The following is a 14,649-nucleotide window of genomic DNA, read 5'->3' on the forward strand; positions in this document are numbered from 1 at the left end:
GGAACAGCCAGGAACAGGAAAACGCACGCGCCGCGGGATGCGGTGCGTGCGTGTCGGCGATGGCAATGTCAGACGGGTGTGGAAAGATGCTCAGCCAACCGCGCGAGCATCGCGTCGCAGCCGTGAAGCTGATCGAGCGTGACGAACTCGTCGGGCTTGTGTCCCTGGTCCATGCTGCCGGGCCCGCACACCACGGTCGGAATGCCGGCCTGCCCGAACAGCCCGCCTTCGGTGCCGAACGCCACCGTGCCGAATGCTTCGGAGCCGCTCAGCATCGCGAGCAGCCGCGCGGCTTCGCTGTCCGGCGCGGTCGCGAGCCCCGGATACGCGCCCAGCGGCTGCAGCCGGATGTCGGTATCGGGCTGCACCGCGCGCATCCTCGGTAACAGTTCGGATTCCGCATAGTCCTGCAGCTTCCTCGGCACGTCGTACGCATCGAAATCCGGCAGCGCCCGCACCTCGAAATCGAATTCGCATTCGGCCGGCACGATGTTCAGCGCGCGGCCGCCCTTGATCAGCCCCGTCTGCACGGTCGAGAACGGCGGATCGAAGCGTTCGTCGTGCCGTTCGGGCCGCGCGAGCGCGTCACCGATCTCGCCGAGCCGGCCGATCAGCTTCGCCGCATAGTCGATCGCGTTGACGCCCGACGGTGCGTACGCCGAGTGGCACGCCGCGCCTTTCACGTGGCAGCGCATGGCGAGCTTGCCCTTGTGGCCGAGCACCGGCTTCAGTTCGGTCGGCTCGCCGATCAGGCACAGACGCGGCCGGTGCTCGCGCGCGGCCAGGGCGTCGAGCATCGGCCGCACACCGAGGCAGCCGACTTCCTCGTCATACGAGAATGCGAGATGCACGGGCACGCTCAGCGGCCGGGCGACGAATGCCGGCACGGCCGCGAGCACCGATGCAATGAAGCCCTTCATGTCGGCCGTGCCACGGCCGTACAGGCGGCCGTCGCGCTCGGTCAGCCGGAACGGCTCGACCGTCCACGCCTGCCCGTCGACCGGCACCACGTCGGTATGGCCCGACAGCGCGATGCCGCCGCGATCGCGCGGCCCGATCGTTGCGTACAGGCTCGCCTTCGTGCATTCCGCGTTGTAGAACAGTTCGCTCTCGACGCCGAAGCCCGCGAGATAGTCGCGGATGAAACCGATCATCTCGAGGTTCGAATCGCGGCTGACCGTCGCGAAAGCGATCAGCCGTTCGAGCAGCGCGCGGCTCGACGTGTCATTCATCGCCCGGCACTCCGTAGCTCGGCGCGGCGGTCGGGTTCAGCGCGCGCGTCTGGTAGTCGTGCATCTGCGGGCGATACGCCTGCCACAGCGCATCGAGCTGCCCGATCGGATCGGCATCGGCCCAGTCGACGCGCAGGTCGACGATCGGCCAGGTCACATCGCCGGCCACCTTCAGCGCGGCCGAATGCACCGGCCCTGCTTCGCCGCCGGCCGCCATCGCCGCATGCATCGCGGCCAGCAGCCGATCGGCGAGCAGGCCCGGCGCCTGTTCGAAGGCCCGCGCCATCGCATCGATCACGGCCGGCGCGGCCAGCAGGTTGCCGGCGGCCACGCACTGTTCGCCGCGCACGGCGTGATGCGTACCGAGCGCTTCCTTGCCGGTGAAGCACGCCGTCTGCCCTTGCCCGTCGATCGCCGTGACCTGCCGGTACTGGCTCCAGCCGTTCGCGCTGAGCGCGCGATCGAGCGCCGCGGCGGGCGCGAGCTGCTCGTGCTCGATCAGGTCGAGGATCTGCGGGCCGAGTGCCGGCAGCGTGATGTTCTGCGTCGCGACGGCGCCGACGCCTGCGCGCACCCACGGGCAGCGTGCACCCACCGCGATGCTCGACGAGCTGATCGCGATCCCGAGCTGGCCCGTTTCCGGGCAGCGCCCGACGATGGAGAAAGTCATGTCGCCTCCTACGCGCGGTTCGGCTGCCAGTTGTCCGGGATCACGGCGATCACGTCGATTTCCATCAGCCACTGCGGCTGGCCGAGCGCGGACACGACGAGCCCCGTCGAGATCGGATACACGCCCTTCAGCCACTTGCCGACTTCCTGGTACACCGGCTCGCGGTAACGCGGGTCGATCAGGTAGGTCGTCGTCTTCACGATGTGCGTGAGGTCGCTGCCGGCTTCCTCCAGCAGTTGCTTGACGTTCTTCATTGCCTGCTCGGCCTGCGCGCGCGGATCGCCGACTCCGATCAGGTTGCCGTCGAAATCGGTGCCGACCTGGCCGCGCACATAAACGGTGTTGCCGGCCCGCACGGCCTGGCACAGGTCGTTGTCGAGCGTCTGGTTCGGGTAGGTATCCTTGGTGTTGAACATGCGGATACGGGTATGGGTGGGTTGGCTCATCGGAATCCTTCAGTCGTCAGGGATCCCGCCGCCGCACCGGACGCAAACGCGGTGCGGCAAGCGGCATGGGTTCGGTCAGTTCACCGCGTCGGCAAGCGGCTGCGCATCGGCGTGCGCCACGGCGGCGTCCTGCTCCGGACGCGAGGTCGAACGGCGCTGCGATGCGTCGTGGTAGTCGAGGTAGGTGCGCTGCGTCGCGATGTGGTCGGCGATGTGCCGCGCGTCGTGCCACACGCCCCAGATGAAGCTGGAGCCGCGCCGCGACAACCACGGCAGCCCGAGGAAATAGATGCCCGGCTCCTTCGACACGCCGCGCTGGTGCTGCGGCTTGCCGCTGTCGGCGAATGCGTCGACCTTCAGCCAGCCATAGTCGACCGCGTAGCCCGTCGCCCAGATGATCGACGTGACGCCCGCACCGGCAAGGTCGAGCGCGAGGATCGGATGCGCGACGCAGTCGGGGTTCGGCAGGATGCGGCGCGCTTCCGGTTCTTCCGGCAGGTCGAGGCCGTTGCGGGCCGCATAGGCGTCGGCTGCGTCGAGCAACGACAGGTAGTTCTCGTCGCCGCGCGCGAGATTGATCGCGAGATCGCGTTCGAATACGGCCACGCCGCCGTCGAACGACTTCGTCAGCCCGACAAGCGTCACGCCCTGGTTCGCGAGCTTGCGGAAATCCACCGTATGGCCGCCGCGCGCACCGCTCACCGCAATCGTCACGTGTTCACGGCCGGGCGTCGCGACTTCCTTGTCCCATTCGCCGAGCACGCCGAGCCACCAGCAGAAGTCGCGGCCGCGATACGCGCGCGGCGGGCGATCGTGCGGGCCGACCGACAGGTAGACCTGCCGGCCCGCGCGCTGCAGCTCGTCGGCGATCTGCACGCCCGACGACCCCGCGCCGACCACCAGCACCGCGCCTTCCGGGAGCTGGCCCGGGTTGCGATAGTCGGCGGAATGGAGCTGCACGAGGCGCGCGTCGTCCGGCGCGATCGGCGGAATCACCGGGCGCTGGAACGGCCCCGTCGCGACAACCACGCGGTTCGCCTCGATCGTGCCGTCGGACGTCTCGACGACGAACCCCGGCTTGCCCGTATTGCGCACGACCTGCTTCACCTCGACGCCGGTGCGGATCGGCGCGTTGAACTTGCGCGCATACGCTTCGAAGTAGTCCGCGACCTGGTCTTTCGACGCGAATGCGTCAGGATCGAGTCCGTCGAATTCGAGGCCGGGGAAGCGGTCGTGCCACGCGGGGCCGTTCGCGACCAGCGAATCCCAGCGCCCCGTGCGCCAGCGTTCGGCGATGCGGCTGCGCTCCAGCACGAGATGCGGTACGCCCAGCTTGCCCAGGTGCTCGCTCATGGCCACGCCGGCCTGACCGGCGCCGACGACGAGCGTATCGATTGAGGTTGTTTCGACTGCCACGGCTGTCTCCTTCTGAAGTGCGGCTCAGTGCGACGCTCGTGCTGTCGCGTGAGTTGGAATGGAGACATTCTGCTGATGCGCAGGCAGGCGCGAAATGATGATTTTTGTTGGTGTTGATGAACAAAAAGCTGGGGGTGGTGAGCGGTGCGGGTGGCTTTAGGGTGCGCACACGAGAGACGATGGTCATGTCTGGCTGCGGGACGAATCAGGTACATGCGCGCCCTCGCACAAGCCTTTCCGCGGCCGGAATGTGTGCAACAGCCCGTTGCACGATGACCGGGGGCGCACGTTGTGACACGGCTCGACACGCTTGACGACGCCCCGCAGCGGCGTGGGTATGCGGAAAAATCGCTCGAGCACGGAGGGTCGCGCAGCGTGTTGACCATGCAGATCGAGACGGTCGCCCCTGCGCGCACCGGCAACGCCGTGACGCATTTCGTCGACCGGCGGCCACCTCCGCAATCGGATCTCGCCCGACGCGCTCAAGTGCCCCTGGCTCACGAGACCAGGGCATTCAAAATTGCCCAGATCCTGCCTGCGGGCGATGTCGGCACTGCTTACCGGTCTGCGTCCCGGTGCGCAGGAGCGGCTGGATCGCGCTCATCCTTGCCCGAGGGCTGTTCATCCACATCGTCGTCGGATGTCGCCGAACCCCGGCTGGCGAACCATGCGACCAAGCCACCCAACGCAAGCAGCGGACCGAGAAGCAGGAAATGCTCGATCGCAAAATCGTTCACGTCATGCGAACCATAGCCACCTCCGCTGATCTGGGCCACGGCCTGCAATACTGCAAACGCACCCCAGGCAGTCAGGATCAGACCGCCGACACACACCATCGCTGCAATCGTCGATTTACGCATTTCTGCTCCGTCAAGCGTTCTCGGCAGCGTTACCGACGCTGACCTGCGGCTTCTCTGGCGGCATGTCGCCATCGGGCACGTGCGCGCCCCGTACTCAGCGACCCGGGTTCACGGCGGGCTTGGCCGGCGACGCCGGCGCGGACGTCACCGCCTTCGCCGCGTTGATCAACGTCTCCTTGTTGCCGTCCCACTTGGGCAGTTTGGCGGGCGGCAGCGGCACCACCTTGTCCAGGTTCGGCAGACGCAGGTCGGGGTCGCGTTCCAGGCGATCGGCAAGGACGATATAACGCTCGGCACGAGCGCGATCCTTCACGCCACCCGCGACCGGATCGCCATCATCGAACGCACCGAACAAATATCCAGCACTCTCGGCACTGCCGAATTTCACGCCCGCATGCAGCGTTTTGAGCGCGCGTTCGTTGTTCTCGCCCAACTCGGCTCGATCACCCGCAATCGTCGTTCCCAACACATACGCCGCACGTCCGTTGCCCTGCGCGACCGCACACTCAAGCATCTGGAGTGCGATCTTGCGGTTGCCCCAGAACCCCATCTTGGGGTCGTCGTAGAGCGCGTCCATCTTGTCGCCCAGATACGCCATCGCACTCGGACTGCCCATATCGGCAGCCAATTGCCAGAATGCATAGGCGCGGCTGGCATCCTGTTTTACGCCCATCCCGTCCATGTGATACGTACCCATCAGATCGTAGGCCGCCGGAATACCCAGTTTCATCGCCTGTTCGGTGATCTGCAGGGCATGTTCGGAATCACGATCCACCCCCTCCCCCTGGGCGTAGGCATTCGCCAGATTCAGCATTGCCTTCCAGTGCTTGCGCTCGGCCGCCTTCGTCCACAACTCGACAGCGCCCTTGTAATCGCGCTGGTTCGGCCACAACAGCGCGCTGGTCTGCACCAATGCCTGCTGATTCCATCGATCTGCCTCGGGATCGAGCGGGGGAGCCACGTCAACCTCGTGCTTGCACGCAAACGCTGTGCGATGAGGGTTGAAGGCGGTCAACGACATGTTGCGAGAAGGAGCATCGTTCATTGAGCAGGCTGCGCATGCAACGAACAAGAAAGCCGAAACCAACCGGGTCAAGCCGATACGGTTGGCGGGAGTCGAACGCAATTGATTTAGCACGATTCGGGAAGCCTACTCAGGAAAAGCGAACGCCTGTCGCACGCGCATCATGGAACGGATGCAGGAAGCCGGCCGGCGCGATCATCGGCGACGGCTCCACGCTCGACGCGCCGCAAGCGTTGCGGACCACGGCGATTCGGAGGTGCCGCCTCCGGCCGCACGCCTCCCCGACAATTCTTGACTGTGCCCACACCGCCAAACTGGTAGGATGCCGGTCGCCTCAGCATGGACAGCGGACACAGGATACCCGATCGATCCCTTTTAATGGACCGCGACCCGCCATCCGTGCCGTCCCGCCCAGGCAACACGGTGCCCCACGGCCCCCGTCGAACCCCGCAACACCCCGGCATCGCCCCGCGCGACCCGTTGCAGCAACTGTTGGAGTGGCGCTCCCCGCGCCTGCAAGCATGAAGAAACCGAAGCAGTCCCCCCGTCCTCCGCACGGCAAAGACCGCACGCCGCTCGCGCGCACCGGCGCGCTGCTGCTGATGGCCGGCCTGCTGTACCTGCTGTGGCCGTCGGCCGAAACCGCCTACCTCGCGATGGAGTCGGTCGTACGCTGACGCAGCACGTCCATCCCCGCACTACGCTATACTCACGCAATGGAAACCCGACCTGCCTCGCCGAACGTGCATTGCTGGTGGCGCGCCTGACCCAGGCGGCCCGTTTCCTTTTGCATGTCCCAAACGTGATGCCGCCAGCGATGGCGGCATTTGCGTTTCTGCGCTGACATCATCGCTGGCGGCTTCGATAACCCGGAGCAACGACCAACATGACGCACCCGACCCGACCGACCATCCTCACCGGCGACCGCACGACCGGCCCGCTGCACCTCGGCCATTACATCGGCTCGCTGCGTGCCCGCGTGCAAATGCAGCACGAAGCGAAGCAATTCCTGCTGCTCGCCGACACGCAGGCGCTGACCGACAACATGGGTCGCCGCCAGCGCGTCACCGAGAACGTGATCGAAGTCGCACTCGACTATCTCGCCGTCGGCATCGACCCGGCGATCTCGACGATCGTCGTGCAGTCGCAGGTGCCCGAGCTCGCCGAGCTGTCGCAATACCTGCTCAACCTCGTCACGGTCGCGCGCCTCGAACGCAATCCGACCATCAAGGAAGAGATCCGCCTGCGCGGTTTCGAGCGCGACATCCCGGCCGGTTTCCTGACCTACCCGGTGAGCCAGGCGGCCGACATCACCGCGTTCAAGGCAACGCACGTGCCCGTCGGCGACGACCAGTTGCCGATGATCGAGCAGACCAACGAACTCGTCCGCCGCTTCAACGCAACCGTCGAGCAGCCCGTGCTGGTCGAATGCGAGGCCGTGCTGTCGGCTGTCACGCGGCTGCCGGGGATCGACGGCAAGGCGAAGATGAGCAAATCGCTCGGCAACGCGATCACGCTCGGTTCGACGCCGGACGAGATCACGCAGGCCGTGAAGGACATGTACACGGACCCGAACCACCTGCGCGTGAGCGATCCCGGCCAGGTCGAGGGCAACGTCGTGTTCACGTTCCTCGATGCGTTCGAGCCCGACGTGCAGAAGGTCGACGAACTGAAAGCGCACTACCGACGCGGCGGGCTCGGTGACAGCGTCGTCAAGCGCGTGCTGAACGAGCGGCTGCAGGCGCTGATCGAGCCGATCCGCGCACGACGCCGCGAATTCGAGGCCGACAAGGCAGAGGTGATGGCGATTCTGAAGCGCGGCACGATGCATGCGCGGGACGTGGCCGGTGCGACGCTCGCAGAGGTGAAGGGGGCGATGGGGTTGAACTACTTCGATTGAGCGGCGCAGGCAGAGAGCTTGCGAATGCGCACCACGCGCCGGCCGTTATCGGGCCGGCGTGTGACGATCACCGCTTCACGTGTGCAAGCGAGCGTCGATGCAGGCGCAACCTCATCACGACGCGTGCGTCGGCACGGCCGCGTGGCACACCGCTTCCACCCTGTTACCGGCCGGGTCGACGAGAAACGCCCCGTAGTAATCACCGTGGTAATGCGGCCTCAAGCCGGGTTCGCCGTCGGACTGCCCGCCCGTCGACAGGCCGGCCTCGAAAAACACGTCCACCTGCTCGCGGCTCGCGGCCTTGAAGCACCAGTGCCGCTTGCTCACGCCGACTTCAGCGGGATCCAGATAGACCGCCAGAAAAGTCGACGCGGTGTCGTTCGCATTGCAGCGTTCGCCATAGCCGAGCGCGGTCGGACGGTCATAGACCTTGGCTGCCCCGAGTGCGGCCATGATGGCATCGTAGAACGGGCGCGCAACGTCAATATCCGGCACGCTGATGGACACGTGATCAAGCAATTGCATGGGGTTTGCTCCATTGAATGAGCGTGAGTCTACATGCCCGTGCCTGTTTCACCCTGACCGACCATCGATGCCAGCGTCCGCGCGACCGGGGCGCGGCATTCGGTCAGCACCTCGGCTCGCGGCGTGCCCATACGGATGCAGCACGAAGCCGCTTTCAAGACGGGCATTGGCCCTGAACACGGCCAGAGACACTTGGAAACCTTTCGATTCAAGCCTTCCGTCGCATCGGGAACCGCACCGGCCGAGATCGTTTCCGCGCCGCTCACCCGCAACAGCGCAGCAACTGCAGGCTTCAGGCAGTTCGCACCCGAGCACTCGAGCGCTCGAGCCCTCGCAAGCCACACGCATGCCCTCAGTCCGACATTGACCGGCAATGGCGGTCTCGCTAACGTGGCCCACCAATAACAAAGACGGCCAGCGAAACGTGCAGCACATGTGGCTTGTTTCGCCTGCTCCCCGAGGGCACCGAGTGAATACCTATCGCTACCAGAACCAGCAAAACCTGAGTCCGACCGAACTATTCTTCCTGATTGCCATCGATGAAACGTGCAACCAGGCCGGAATCGACGATATGGAAGCCGTTCTTCTGATTCTCTCCGGCCTGCCGATCCTTCCGACTCGCGCCAAACCGCTCGGGGCAACCCAAGGTACCTCCGTTGCATCAGTGATGGCACGGTCGGTATTCCGGTATGAATTCAAACGCAAGGTACTTCCGACCGTCACGCTACAAAGCATCAAGAATCTGCGCGTGATCCTGACTCATCGCCTTGCGGTATTCGTTGGCCGGACTGTTCCAGGCGTTGGCTGGGTCCTGCTCGCCAAAGATGCCTTCCATATTGTCCGGAACACCGTTTCCCGGTACAACCAGATTGCAAAACCGGAGGACAGGATTCTGTAATGGACGACCGTCAATTGTGGGAAAAACTGGAAGCGTTCGTTCGCGAGGAAGCCGCCGTATCGAGCAAACGCCAGATTACCGGGAGTACCTCCGTATCCGACGATCTCGGACAAACCGGGGACGATGCCGACATCTTCATGGATCGATTCTTCACGCGATTCGAAGTGGATCGCGGCGACTACGATTTCGGACGGTACTTCCTGATGGAAGGTGAAGGGATCCTGTATCACGTCGTGCGCAAGTACCTGCTCAGGAAACCCCATACGTTCAAACGGGAAGCATTGACCGTCAACATGCTGTGCAAGGCCGTCTCACTGGGCAAGTGGGACTCGGAAGCAATCAACGAATGATCGGCGCCGGCAGCCCCCGACACTTGCTCGACCGATCGTGAATCCCCAGCCGCCTTAGTCCACTCCGCCGATGCCGCACCCGCCCGCCCCCGCTATCGTTCCACCGTCATCCACCTACCCACGACACCATGACGCCACAGGAAACGATCGACCGGATGGAGATCCACGATCTGCTGACCCGCTACTGCCACGCCGTCGACCGCCGCGACTGGCATGAACTCGAGCGCCTCTTCGCGGCCAACGCAACACTCGATTACTCGGCGTTCGGCGGCCCGGTCGGCAATCGCGCGGAGGTTGCCGCCTATCTGGAACAGATGACGTCGGCGATGCGCGGCACGCAGCATACGATCTCGCCGTCGCTGCTGATCGTCGACGGCGACGCCGCGACCGCGCGAACGGCCGGCCACGCGATGATGATCTCGGCCGATGAAGCGGGCGTCGACCGCGTGTGCTTCGTCGGGCTCTGGTATCGCGACCTGCTGGTGCGAACCGAATGCGGGTGGCGGATCCGGAGCCGCACGCAGGAGCGCAGCTGGATGCAGGATGCGCCGCCGGTCGCAACCGACTGAATGCCCCGCGCGGCGGCGCCGTACTTCACTTCATCTGCATCAGTTGAATCAGGTTCCCGCACGTATCGTCGACGACCGCGACGCGCACGGGCCCCGCGTCCATCGGCTCCAGCGTGAAGCGGACATCGAGCGCCTTGAGCCGCGCGAACTCCGCATCGAGATCGTCGACCTGGAACGATGCCGCCGGAATGCCGTCCTCGTACAGCGCCTGCTTGTAAGGCCCGACCGCGCGATGGTGGCTCGGCTCGAGCAGCAGCTCGGTGCCGTCCGGCTGATCCTTCGACACCACGGTCAGCCAGCGGTATTCGCCCACCGGCACGTTGTTCTTCAGCTTGAACCCGAGCTTGTCGGTATAGAACGTCAACGCCTTGTCCTGGTCGTCGACAAAAATACTCGTCACGTAGATTCGCATTTCAATCTCTCCTGAAGGGGCAGCCACGCCCCGCCGCTATTCTTCGTCGAAATCGATGACAAACGCATAACCGCCGTCGATCAGCTTGCGCAGGTAGCCGTCGAAGTCGTCGGCGATCACCGCATAGTTGTCGGGATCGTGCAGGTAGCGCACGACCTGCCCGACCTTGCCGCCCGGCGCCGGCTCGAAATCGATGTAGAGCTGCGACGTGCCGCCGTTGTTCACGCAATGCGAGAAGCACAGCCGCCGGCCCAGCGGCAGCGCGATGTCGATGCGCGGATCGACGAGTTCGCCGTCGTCGTTTGCGTCGTCGCCATAGATCTCCTCGATGCTGTCGCGGTACTTCACCCCTTTCTCGAGCATCTGGGCGGCCGACAGCAGGTAATACGGGTATTCGTCGACGTCGGAGCCCAGCACCAGCACCTTGACCGTCGTGCCGTCGTAATCGCGCCGGTAGGTCCCGTCGAGCTTGCCGAGCAGTTCGATCAGGCTGGCCGGGCACTGCGGATACACGGCGCGCAGCGCGTCGAGTTGCGCGGGCGTCGCGCCCGTGGCGGCGGCAAGCGCCGCGTTGTCGGTGTCGGGCAGCGCGGCGCGCAAGCCGGCGAGATAGGTATCGACGAGGGTCATGGCGTCAGGTCCGAAGCACAGGCAAGCGCCATTCTAGCGCCCGACGCGATCCGCCACTTCCGCGCTTGCGCGCCCCCGCCTACGTGATCTGGTACGTCGACGCCGGCACGAATTCCTCCGGCAGCGGGCGATCGCCCAGTTCGAGCACCGACCGCTCGATCGTGCGCGATATCGCATCGAGCGCCAGCGCGTTCGGCGCAAGGCCGAACGGCTCGGCCACCTCGCTCGCGATCGCTTCGAGCGCGATCAGCGTGTACGAGATGAACACGCAGATCAGCGGCGTGAAGAACTCCGTCGAATCGACGAGGCCGAACGGCAGCAGCACGCAATACGCATACACGGTGCGATGCAGCAGCACGCTGTACGAGAACGGGATCGGCGTCGACAGGATGCGTTCGCAACCGCCGACCGATTTGCCGACCTCGTCGAGTTGCGTCTCGAACATCCAGCAGGTCGCGTCGCTGCCGGGCGCGCGGCCCAGCGCGCGGACGATGCCGCCCCGCAGCTCGTCGAGGATCGCGACGGGCTTGAAGCATTTGCCGCCAAGCTCAGTCGTGCGTTCCGCGCCGAGAATGCGCTGCAGGTCCACCGTCGGATCGGTATGACGAAGCTGATGCTTCAGTGCATAGGTGAGCGCGATCAGCAGGTCGGCGAGCCGGTTGCGCTCGGCATCGCTCACGCTGTCGGGCAGGTAGCGATTGAACTGCGACGTCAGCGTACGCGCCGCGATCAGCAGGTTGCCCCACAGATGCCGCGCCTCCTTGAAGCGCTCGAAACTCGCGCTGTTGCGAAACCCGAGAAAGATCGCGAGCGCGAGCCCGAACAGCGTGAACGGCGCGGTGTTGAGCGGGATCTTCTCGCCGAAGATGCGCCCGTTCGTGAAGACCGCCAGCGTGCTGACGACCGCCATGAACACGAGCTGCGGAATGATCGATTGCAGCACGGAGCCGTTCCAGACGAACAGCATCCTGAGCCAGTTTTGTTGTGGTCGGACGATCATGGTGTTTTCTCGACTGCCAGGGGATGCATCGATCGGCGCATCTGCGCCCGATGCGCAACGGCCCGCGCGTGGCGGGCCGCTGTCGGGTAAATGCCGGGCAAGTGTGCCGCGCTGCGCGTGATGATACGCCCGCGCCCGCCATGCCCGTCACATCATGCGGCGTTCAGTGATAGCCGCTCAGTGATAGCCGATATCGCCCTCGCGCACCTTGCCGCGGAACACGCGGTACTGCATCGCGTTGTACACGAGGATGATCGGCAGCACGATCACCGTGCCGACGAGCGCGAACTTCTGGCTCGAATGGCTCGACGACGCATCCCAGATCGTCAGCGACGGCGGCACGATGTTCGGCCAGATGCTGATCACGAGCCCCGTGTAGCCGAGGAACACGAGCGCGAGCGTCAGCAGGAACGGCGTGGCCTCGTGCTCGCGCTTCACCGTGTGGAAGATGCCCCATACGCACGCGATGACGAGAATCGGCACCGGCAGGAACCAGCCGAGGTTGCCGCTGCCGAACCAGCGATGCGCGACGGCCGGCAGCCCGATCACGGTCCACAGGCTGACCACGCCCATCACGGCGAGCAGCACGCCCGCGAGCGGCTTCATCAGGAGCCGCATCTTGCGCTGCAGTTCGCCGTCGACCTTCAGGATCAGCCAGCCGCAGCCGAGCGTCGCATACGTGACGAGCACGCCGATCCCGCACAGCAGGCTGAACGGCGACAGCCAGTCGAACGGCCCGCCCGCGAACTGGTTGTTCTCGATCTTGATGCCCTGCAGCAGCGAACCGAGCACGATCCCCTGGCAGAACGCGGCAAGTGCCGAGCCGCCGATGAACGCGAGATCCCACATGTGTTGCGTGCGGGTGGCTTTCGCGCGCAGCTCGAACGCCGCACCGCGGAAGATCAGCCCGACCAGCATCAGCACCAGCGGCAGGTAGTTCGCCGGCAGCAGCGTCGAATACACGACCGGAAACGCGCCATAGAGCCCCGCACCGCCGAGCACCAGGAACGTCTCGTTGCCGTCCCACACCGGCGCAACGGTGTCGAGCATCACCTGGCGCTCGGCCTTCGCGTCGAAGAACGGAAACAGCAGGCCGATACCGAGATCGAAGCCGTCCAGCATCACGTAGATGAATACGCCGAGGCCGATGATCGCGGCCCAAATGACAGGAAGATCGATTTGCATGGCTTACTCCGCTTCGGTCACGTTCAGCGGCGTGGACAGCGCGCTCTTGCGCAGCCCCGGATGCCGGTGCAGCTCGATATACCCGGCCTGGGCAGCGGGCCCGCGCTTCATCAGTTTCATCATGTAATAGATACCCGTTCCGAACACCAGGAAATACACGACCACGAAGATCAGCAGCGACACGCCGACCTGCTGCGCGCTGAGCGGCGCGACCGAATCGACGGTGCGCAGCACGCCGTACACGGTCCACGGCTGCCGCCCGACCTCGGTCGTGATCCAGCCGGCCAGCAGCGCGAGGATGCCCGACGGCCCCATCGCCACCACGAACCACTGGAACCAGCGCGTTTCATACAGACGCCCGCCCTTTCTCAGCAGCAGCCCGAGCAACGCGGTGAGCAGCATCAGCATCCCGAGGCCCGCCATGATCCGGAACGTCCAGAACACGATCGGCGAATACGGGCGATCCTGCGGCGGGAATTCCTTCAGCCCGCGAATCTCGCCGCTCCAGCTGTGCGTGAGGATCAGGCTGCCGAGGTGCGGCACCTGGATCGCATAGTGCGTGGTTTCGGCCTGCATGTCGGGCAGCCCGACGAGGTTCAGCGCGGTGCCGCCCTTCTCGGTTTCCCACAGCCCCTCGATCGCCGCGATCTTCGCCGGCTGGTATTCGCGCGTGTTCAGCCCGTGCGCGTCGCCGACGACGATCTGGATCGGCGCGAGGATCAGCAGCATCCACAGCGCCATCGAGAAGCTGCGCTTCACCGGCTCGTCGCGGCGCCCTTTGAGCAGGTGCCACGCGCCGCACGCGGCGACGATGAAGCCCGCGACGATGAATGCCGCAATCGTCATGTGTACGAGACGGTACGGGAACGACGGGTTGAAGATGATCTTGAACCAGTCGACCGGCACGACCAGGCCGTTCTCGATCTTGTAGCCCTGCGGGGTCTGCATGAAGCTGTTCGACGCGAGAATCCAGAACGTCGAGATCAGCGTGCCGACCGCGACCATCAGCGTCGCGAAGAAGTGTGCGCGCTGGCTCACGCGCTGCCAGCCGAACAGCATCACGCCGAGGAAACCGGCTTCGAGGAAGAACGCCGTCAACACTTCATACGTGAGCAGCGGGCCCGTGATGTTGCCCGCGACGCGCGAGAAGCCGGCCCAGTTGGTGCCGAACTCGTACGCCATGACGACGCCGGAGACCACGCCCATCCCGAAGCCGATCGCGAAGATCTTCGACCAGAACTGGAACATGGATTTGTAGGCGGCGTCGCCGGTGACGAGGTAGCGCCATTCCAGCACTGCCAGGAAGCTCGCCATGCCGATGCTGATCGCGGGAAACACGATGTGGAACGACACCGTGAACGCGAATTGCAATCGGGCGAGATGGAACGCATCGAAGATTTCCATGACCGTAATTTGCTCGTGGTTGTGAGGACGTACGCTCGAAGCAGGAAATCGCGCGACGGCTTGGCGACAACACATGCGAACACAAACGGTCACTCGCATGGCATCGAAGCGTGAATGACGATATCGCG

17 protein-coding genes are annotated in these 14,649 nt (G+C 65.0%); 5 read left to right on the forward strand and 12 right to left on the reverse strand.

The window, feature by feature from the left end:
* Positions 1–68: 68 nt before the first annotated feature.
* From argE to ACN8ZM_RS35545, 6 genes are all read right to left on the reverse strand, one after another.
* Positions 69–1,232 carry an acetylornithine deacetylase gene (gene argE / locus ACN8ZM_RS35520; RefSeq protein WP_420212749.1) on the reverse strand — a complete coding sequence of 388 codons (1,164 nt, stop codon included), beginning with the start codon at positions 1,230–1,232 and terminating at the stop codon, positions 69–71.
* Positions 1,225–1,902, reverse strand: a complete 678-nt coding sequence (locus ACN8ZM_RS35525; protein WP_420212750.1) for a DUF1028 domain-containing protein — start codon at positions 1,900–1,902, stop codon at positions 1,225–1,227. The genes argE and ACN8ZM_RS35525 overlap by 8 nt, the downstream gene beginning before the upstream one ends.
* A gap of 8 nt (positions 1,903–1,910) precedes the next feature.
* Complete coding sequence (locus ACN8ZM_RS35530) at positions 1,911–2,348, reverse strand: RidA family protein (RefSeq protein ID WP_420212751.1); 438 nt, start codon at positions 2,346–2,348, stop codon at positions 1,911–1,913.
* A 75-nt stretch (positions 2,349–2,423) separates the two neighbouring features.
* Positions 2,424–3,764: an NAD(P)-binding domain-containing protein gene (locus ACN8ZM_RS35535; RefSeq protein ID WP_205823647.1), complete on the reverse strand. Its 1,341-nt coding sequence runs from the start codon at positions 3,762–3,764 to the stop codon at positions 2,424–2,426.
* A 557-nt stretch (positions 3,765–4,321) separates the two neighbouring features.
* Positions 4,322–4,624 carry a hypothetical protein gene (locus tag ACN8ZM_RS35540; RefSeq protein ID WP_089454343.1) on the reverse strand — a complete coding sequence of 101 codons (303 nt, stop codon included), beginning with the start codon at positions 4,622–4,624 and terminating at the stop codon, positions 4,322–4,324.
* A gap of 94 nt (positions 4,625–4,718) precedes the next feature.
* The gene (locus ACN8ZM_RS35545) at positions 4,719–5,669 is read right to left on the reverse strand and encodes a DUF6396 domain-containing protein (RefSeq protein ID WP_420212752.1); all 951 of its coding nucleotides are present in this window, start codon (positions 5,667–5,669) and stop codon (positions 4,719–4,721) included.
* Positions 5,670–6,169: 500 nt separating this feature from the next.
* Between ACN8ZM_RS35545 and ACN8ZM_RS35550 the strand changes: the two genes are divergently transcribed.
* Together ACN8ZM_RS35550 and trpS are read left to right on the forward strand one after the other, a co-directional pair.
* Positions 6,170–6,325 carry a hypothetical protein gene (locus ACN8ZM_RS35550; protein ID WP_179258876.1) on the forward strand — a complete coding sequence of 52 codons (156 nt, stop codon included), beginning with the start codon at positions 6,170–6,172 and terminating at the stop codon, positions 6,323–6,325.
* 209 nt (positions 6,326–6,534) lie between these two features.
* A complete protein-coding gene (gene trpS / locus ACN8ZM_RS35555) occupies positions 6,535–7,548 on the forward strand; it encodes a tryptophan--tRNA ligase (RefSeq protein ID WP_043192038.1) in 1,014 nt (337 codons plus the stop codon).
* Between the two features lie 114 nt (positions 7,549–7,662).
* On the opposite strand, the gene ACN8ZM_RS35560 is transcribed toward trpS, so the two are convergent.
* Positions 7,663–8,073 (reverse strand): VOC family protein, encoded by a 411-nt coding sequence (locus ACN8ZM_RS35560; protein ID WP_089454342.1) that lies wholly within the window; start codon positions 8,071–8,073, stop codon positions 7,663–7,665.
* A 433-nt stretch (positions 8,074–8,506) separates the two neighbouring features.
* Between ACN8ZM_RS35560 and ACN8ZM_RS35565 the strand changes: the two genes are divergently transcribed.
* The 3 genes from ACN8ZM_RS35565 (at position 8,507) to ACN8ZM_RS35575 (ending at position 9,890) form a co-directional block, all read left to right on the forward strand.
* Positions 8,507–8,971, forward strand: a complete 465-nt coding sequence (locus tag ACN8ZM_RS35565) for an STM2901 family protein (RefSeq protein ID WP_420212753.1) — start codon at positions 8,507–8,509, stop codon at positions 8,969–8,971.
* The gene (locus ACN8ZM_RS35570) at positions 8,971–9,321 is read left to right on the forward strand and encodes a DUF1493 family protein (protein ID WP_420212754.1); all 351 of its coding nucleotides are present in this window, start codon (positions 8,971–8,973) and stop codon (positions 9,319–9,321) included. The genes ACN8ZM_RS35565 and ACN8ZM_RS35570 overlap by 1 nt, the downstream gene beginning before the upstream one ends.
* A 128-nt stretch (positions 9,322–9,449) precedes the next feature.
* Complete coding sequence (locus ACN8ZM_RS35575; protein WP_420212755.1) at positions 9,450–9,890, forward strand: nuclear transport factor 2 family protein; 441 nt, start codon at positions 9,450–9,452, stop codon at positions 9,888–9,890.
* Positions 9,891–9,915: 25 nt separating this feature from the next.
* Here ACN8ZM_RS35575 and ACN8ZM_RS35580 read toward each other — a convergent pair whose 3' ends face one another.
* The 5 genes from ACN8ZM_RS35580 to ACN8ZM_RS35600 all read right to left on the reverse strand — a co-directional run bounded on the left by ACN8ZM_RS35580 (position 9,916) and on the right by ACN8ZM_RS35600 (position 14,521).
* Entirely contained in the window at positions 9,916–10,302 is a 387-nt protein-coding gene (locus ACN8ZM_RS35580; protein WP_043192044.1) for a VOC family protein, read from the reverse strand.
* Positions 10,303–10,338: 36 nt separating this feature from the next.
* Positions 10,339–10,932, reverse strand: coding sequence for an SMI1/KNR4 family protein (locus ACN8ZM_RS35585; RefSeq protein ID WP_420212756.1), 594 nt, complete (start codon positions 10,930–10,932; stop codon positions 10,339–10,341).
* A 79-nt stretch (positions 10,933–11,011) separates the two neighbouring features.
* Entirely contained in the window at positions 11,012–11,932 is a 921-nt protein-coding gene (locus ACN8ZM_RS35590; protein WP_174957365.1) for a bestrophin family protein, read from the reverse strand.
* Positions 11,933–12,109: 177 nt separating this feature from the next.
* Positions 12,110–13,117, reverse strand: coding sequence for a cytochrome d ubiquinol oxidase subunit II (gene cydB, locus ACN8ZM_RS35595; protein ID WP_122950539.1), 1,008 nt, complete (start codon positions 13,115–13,117; stop codon positions 12,110–12,112).
* A 3-nt stretch (positions 13,118–13,120) separates the two neighbouring features.
* Complete coding sequence (locus tag ACN8ZM_RS35600; RefSeq protein ID WP_420212757.1) at positions 13,121–14,521, reverse strand: cytochrome ubiquinol oxidase subunit I; 1,401 nt, start codon at positions 14,519–14,521, stop codon at positions 13,121–13,123.
* Between the last annotated feature and the right edge of the window lie 128 nt (positions 14,522–14,649).

It is taken from the genome of Burkholderia aenigmatica, from assembly GCF_048627025.1.
GTDB classification, from domain to species: domain Bacteria; phylum Pseudomonadota; class Gammaproteobacteria; order Burkholderiales; family Burkholderiaceae; genus Burkholderia; species Burkholderia aenigmatica.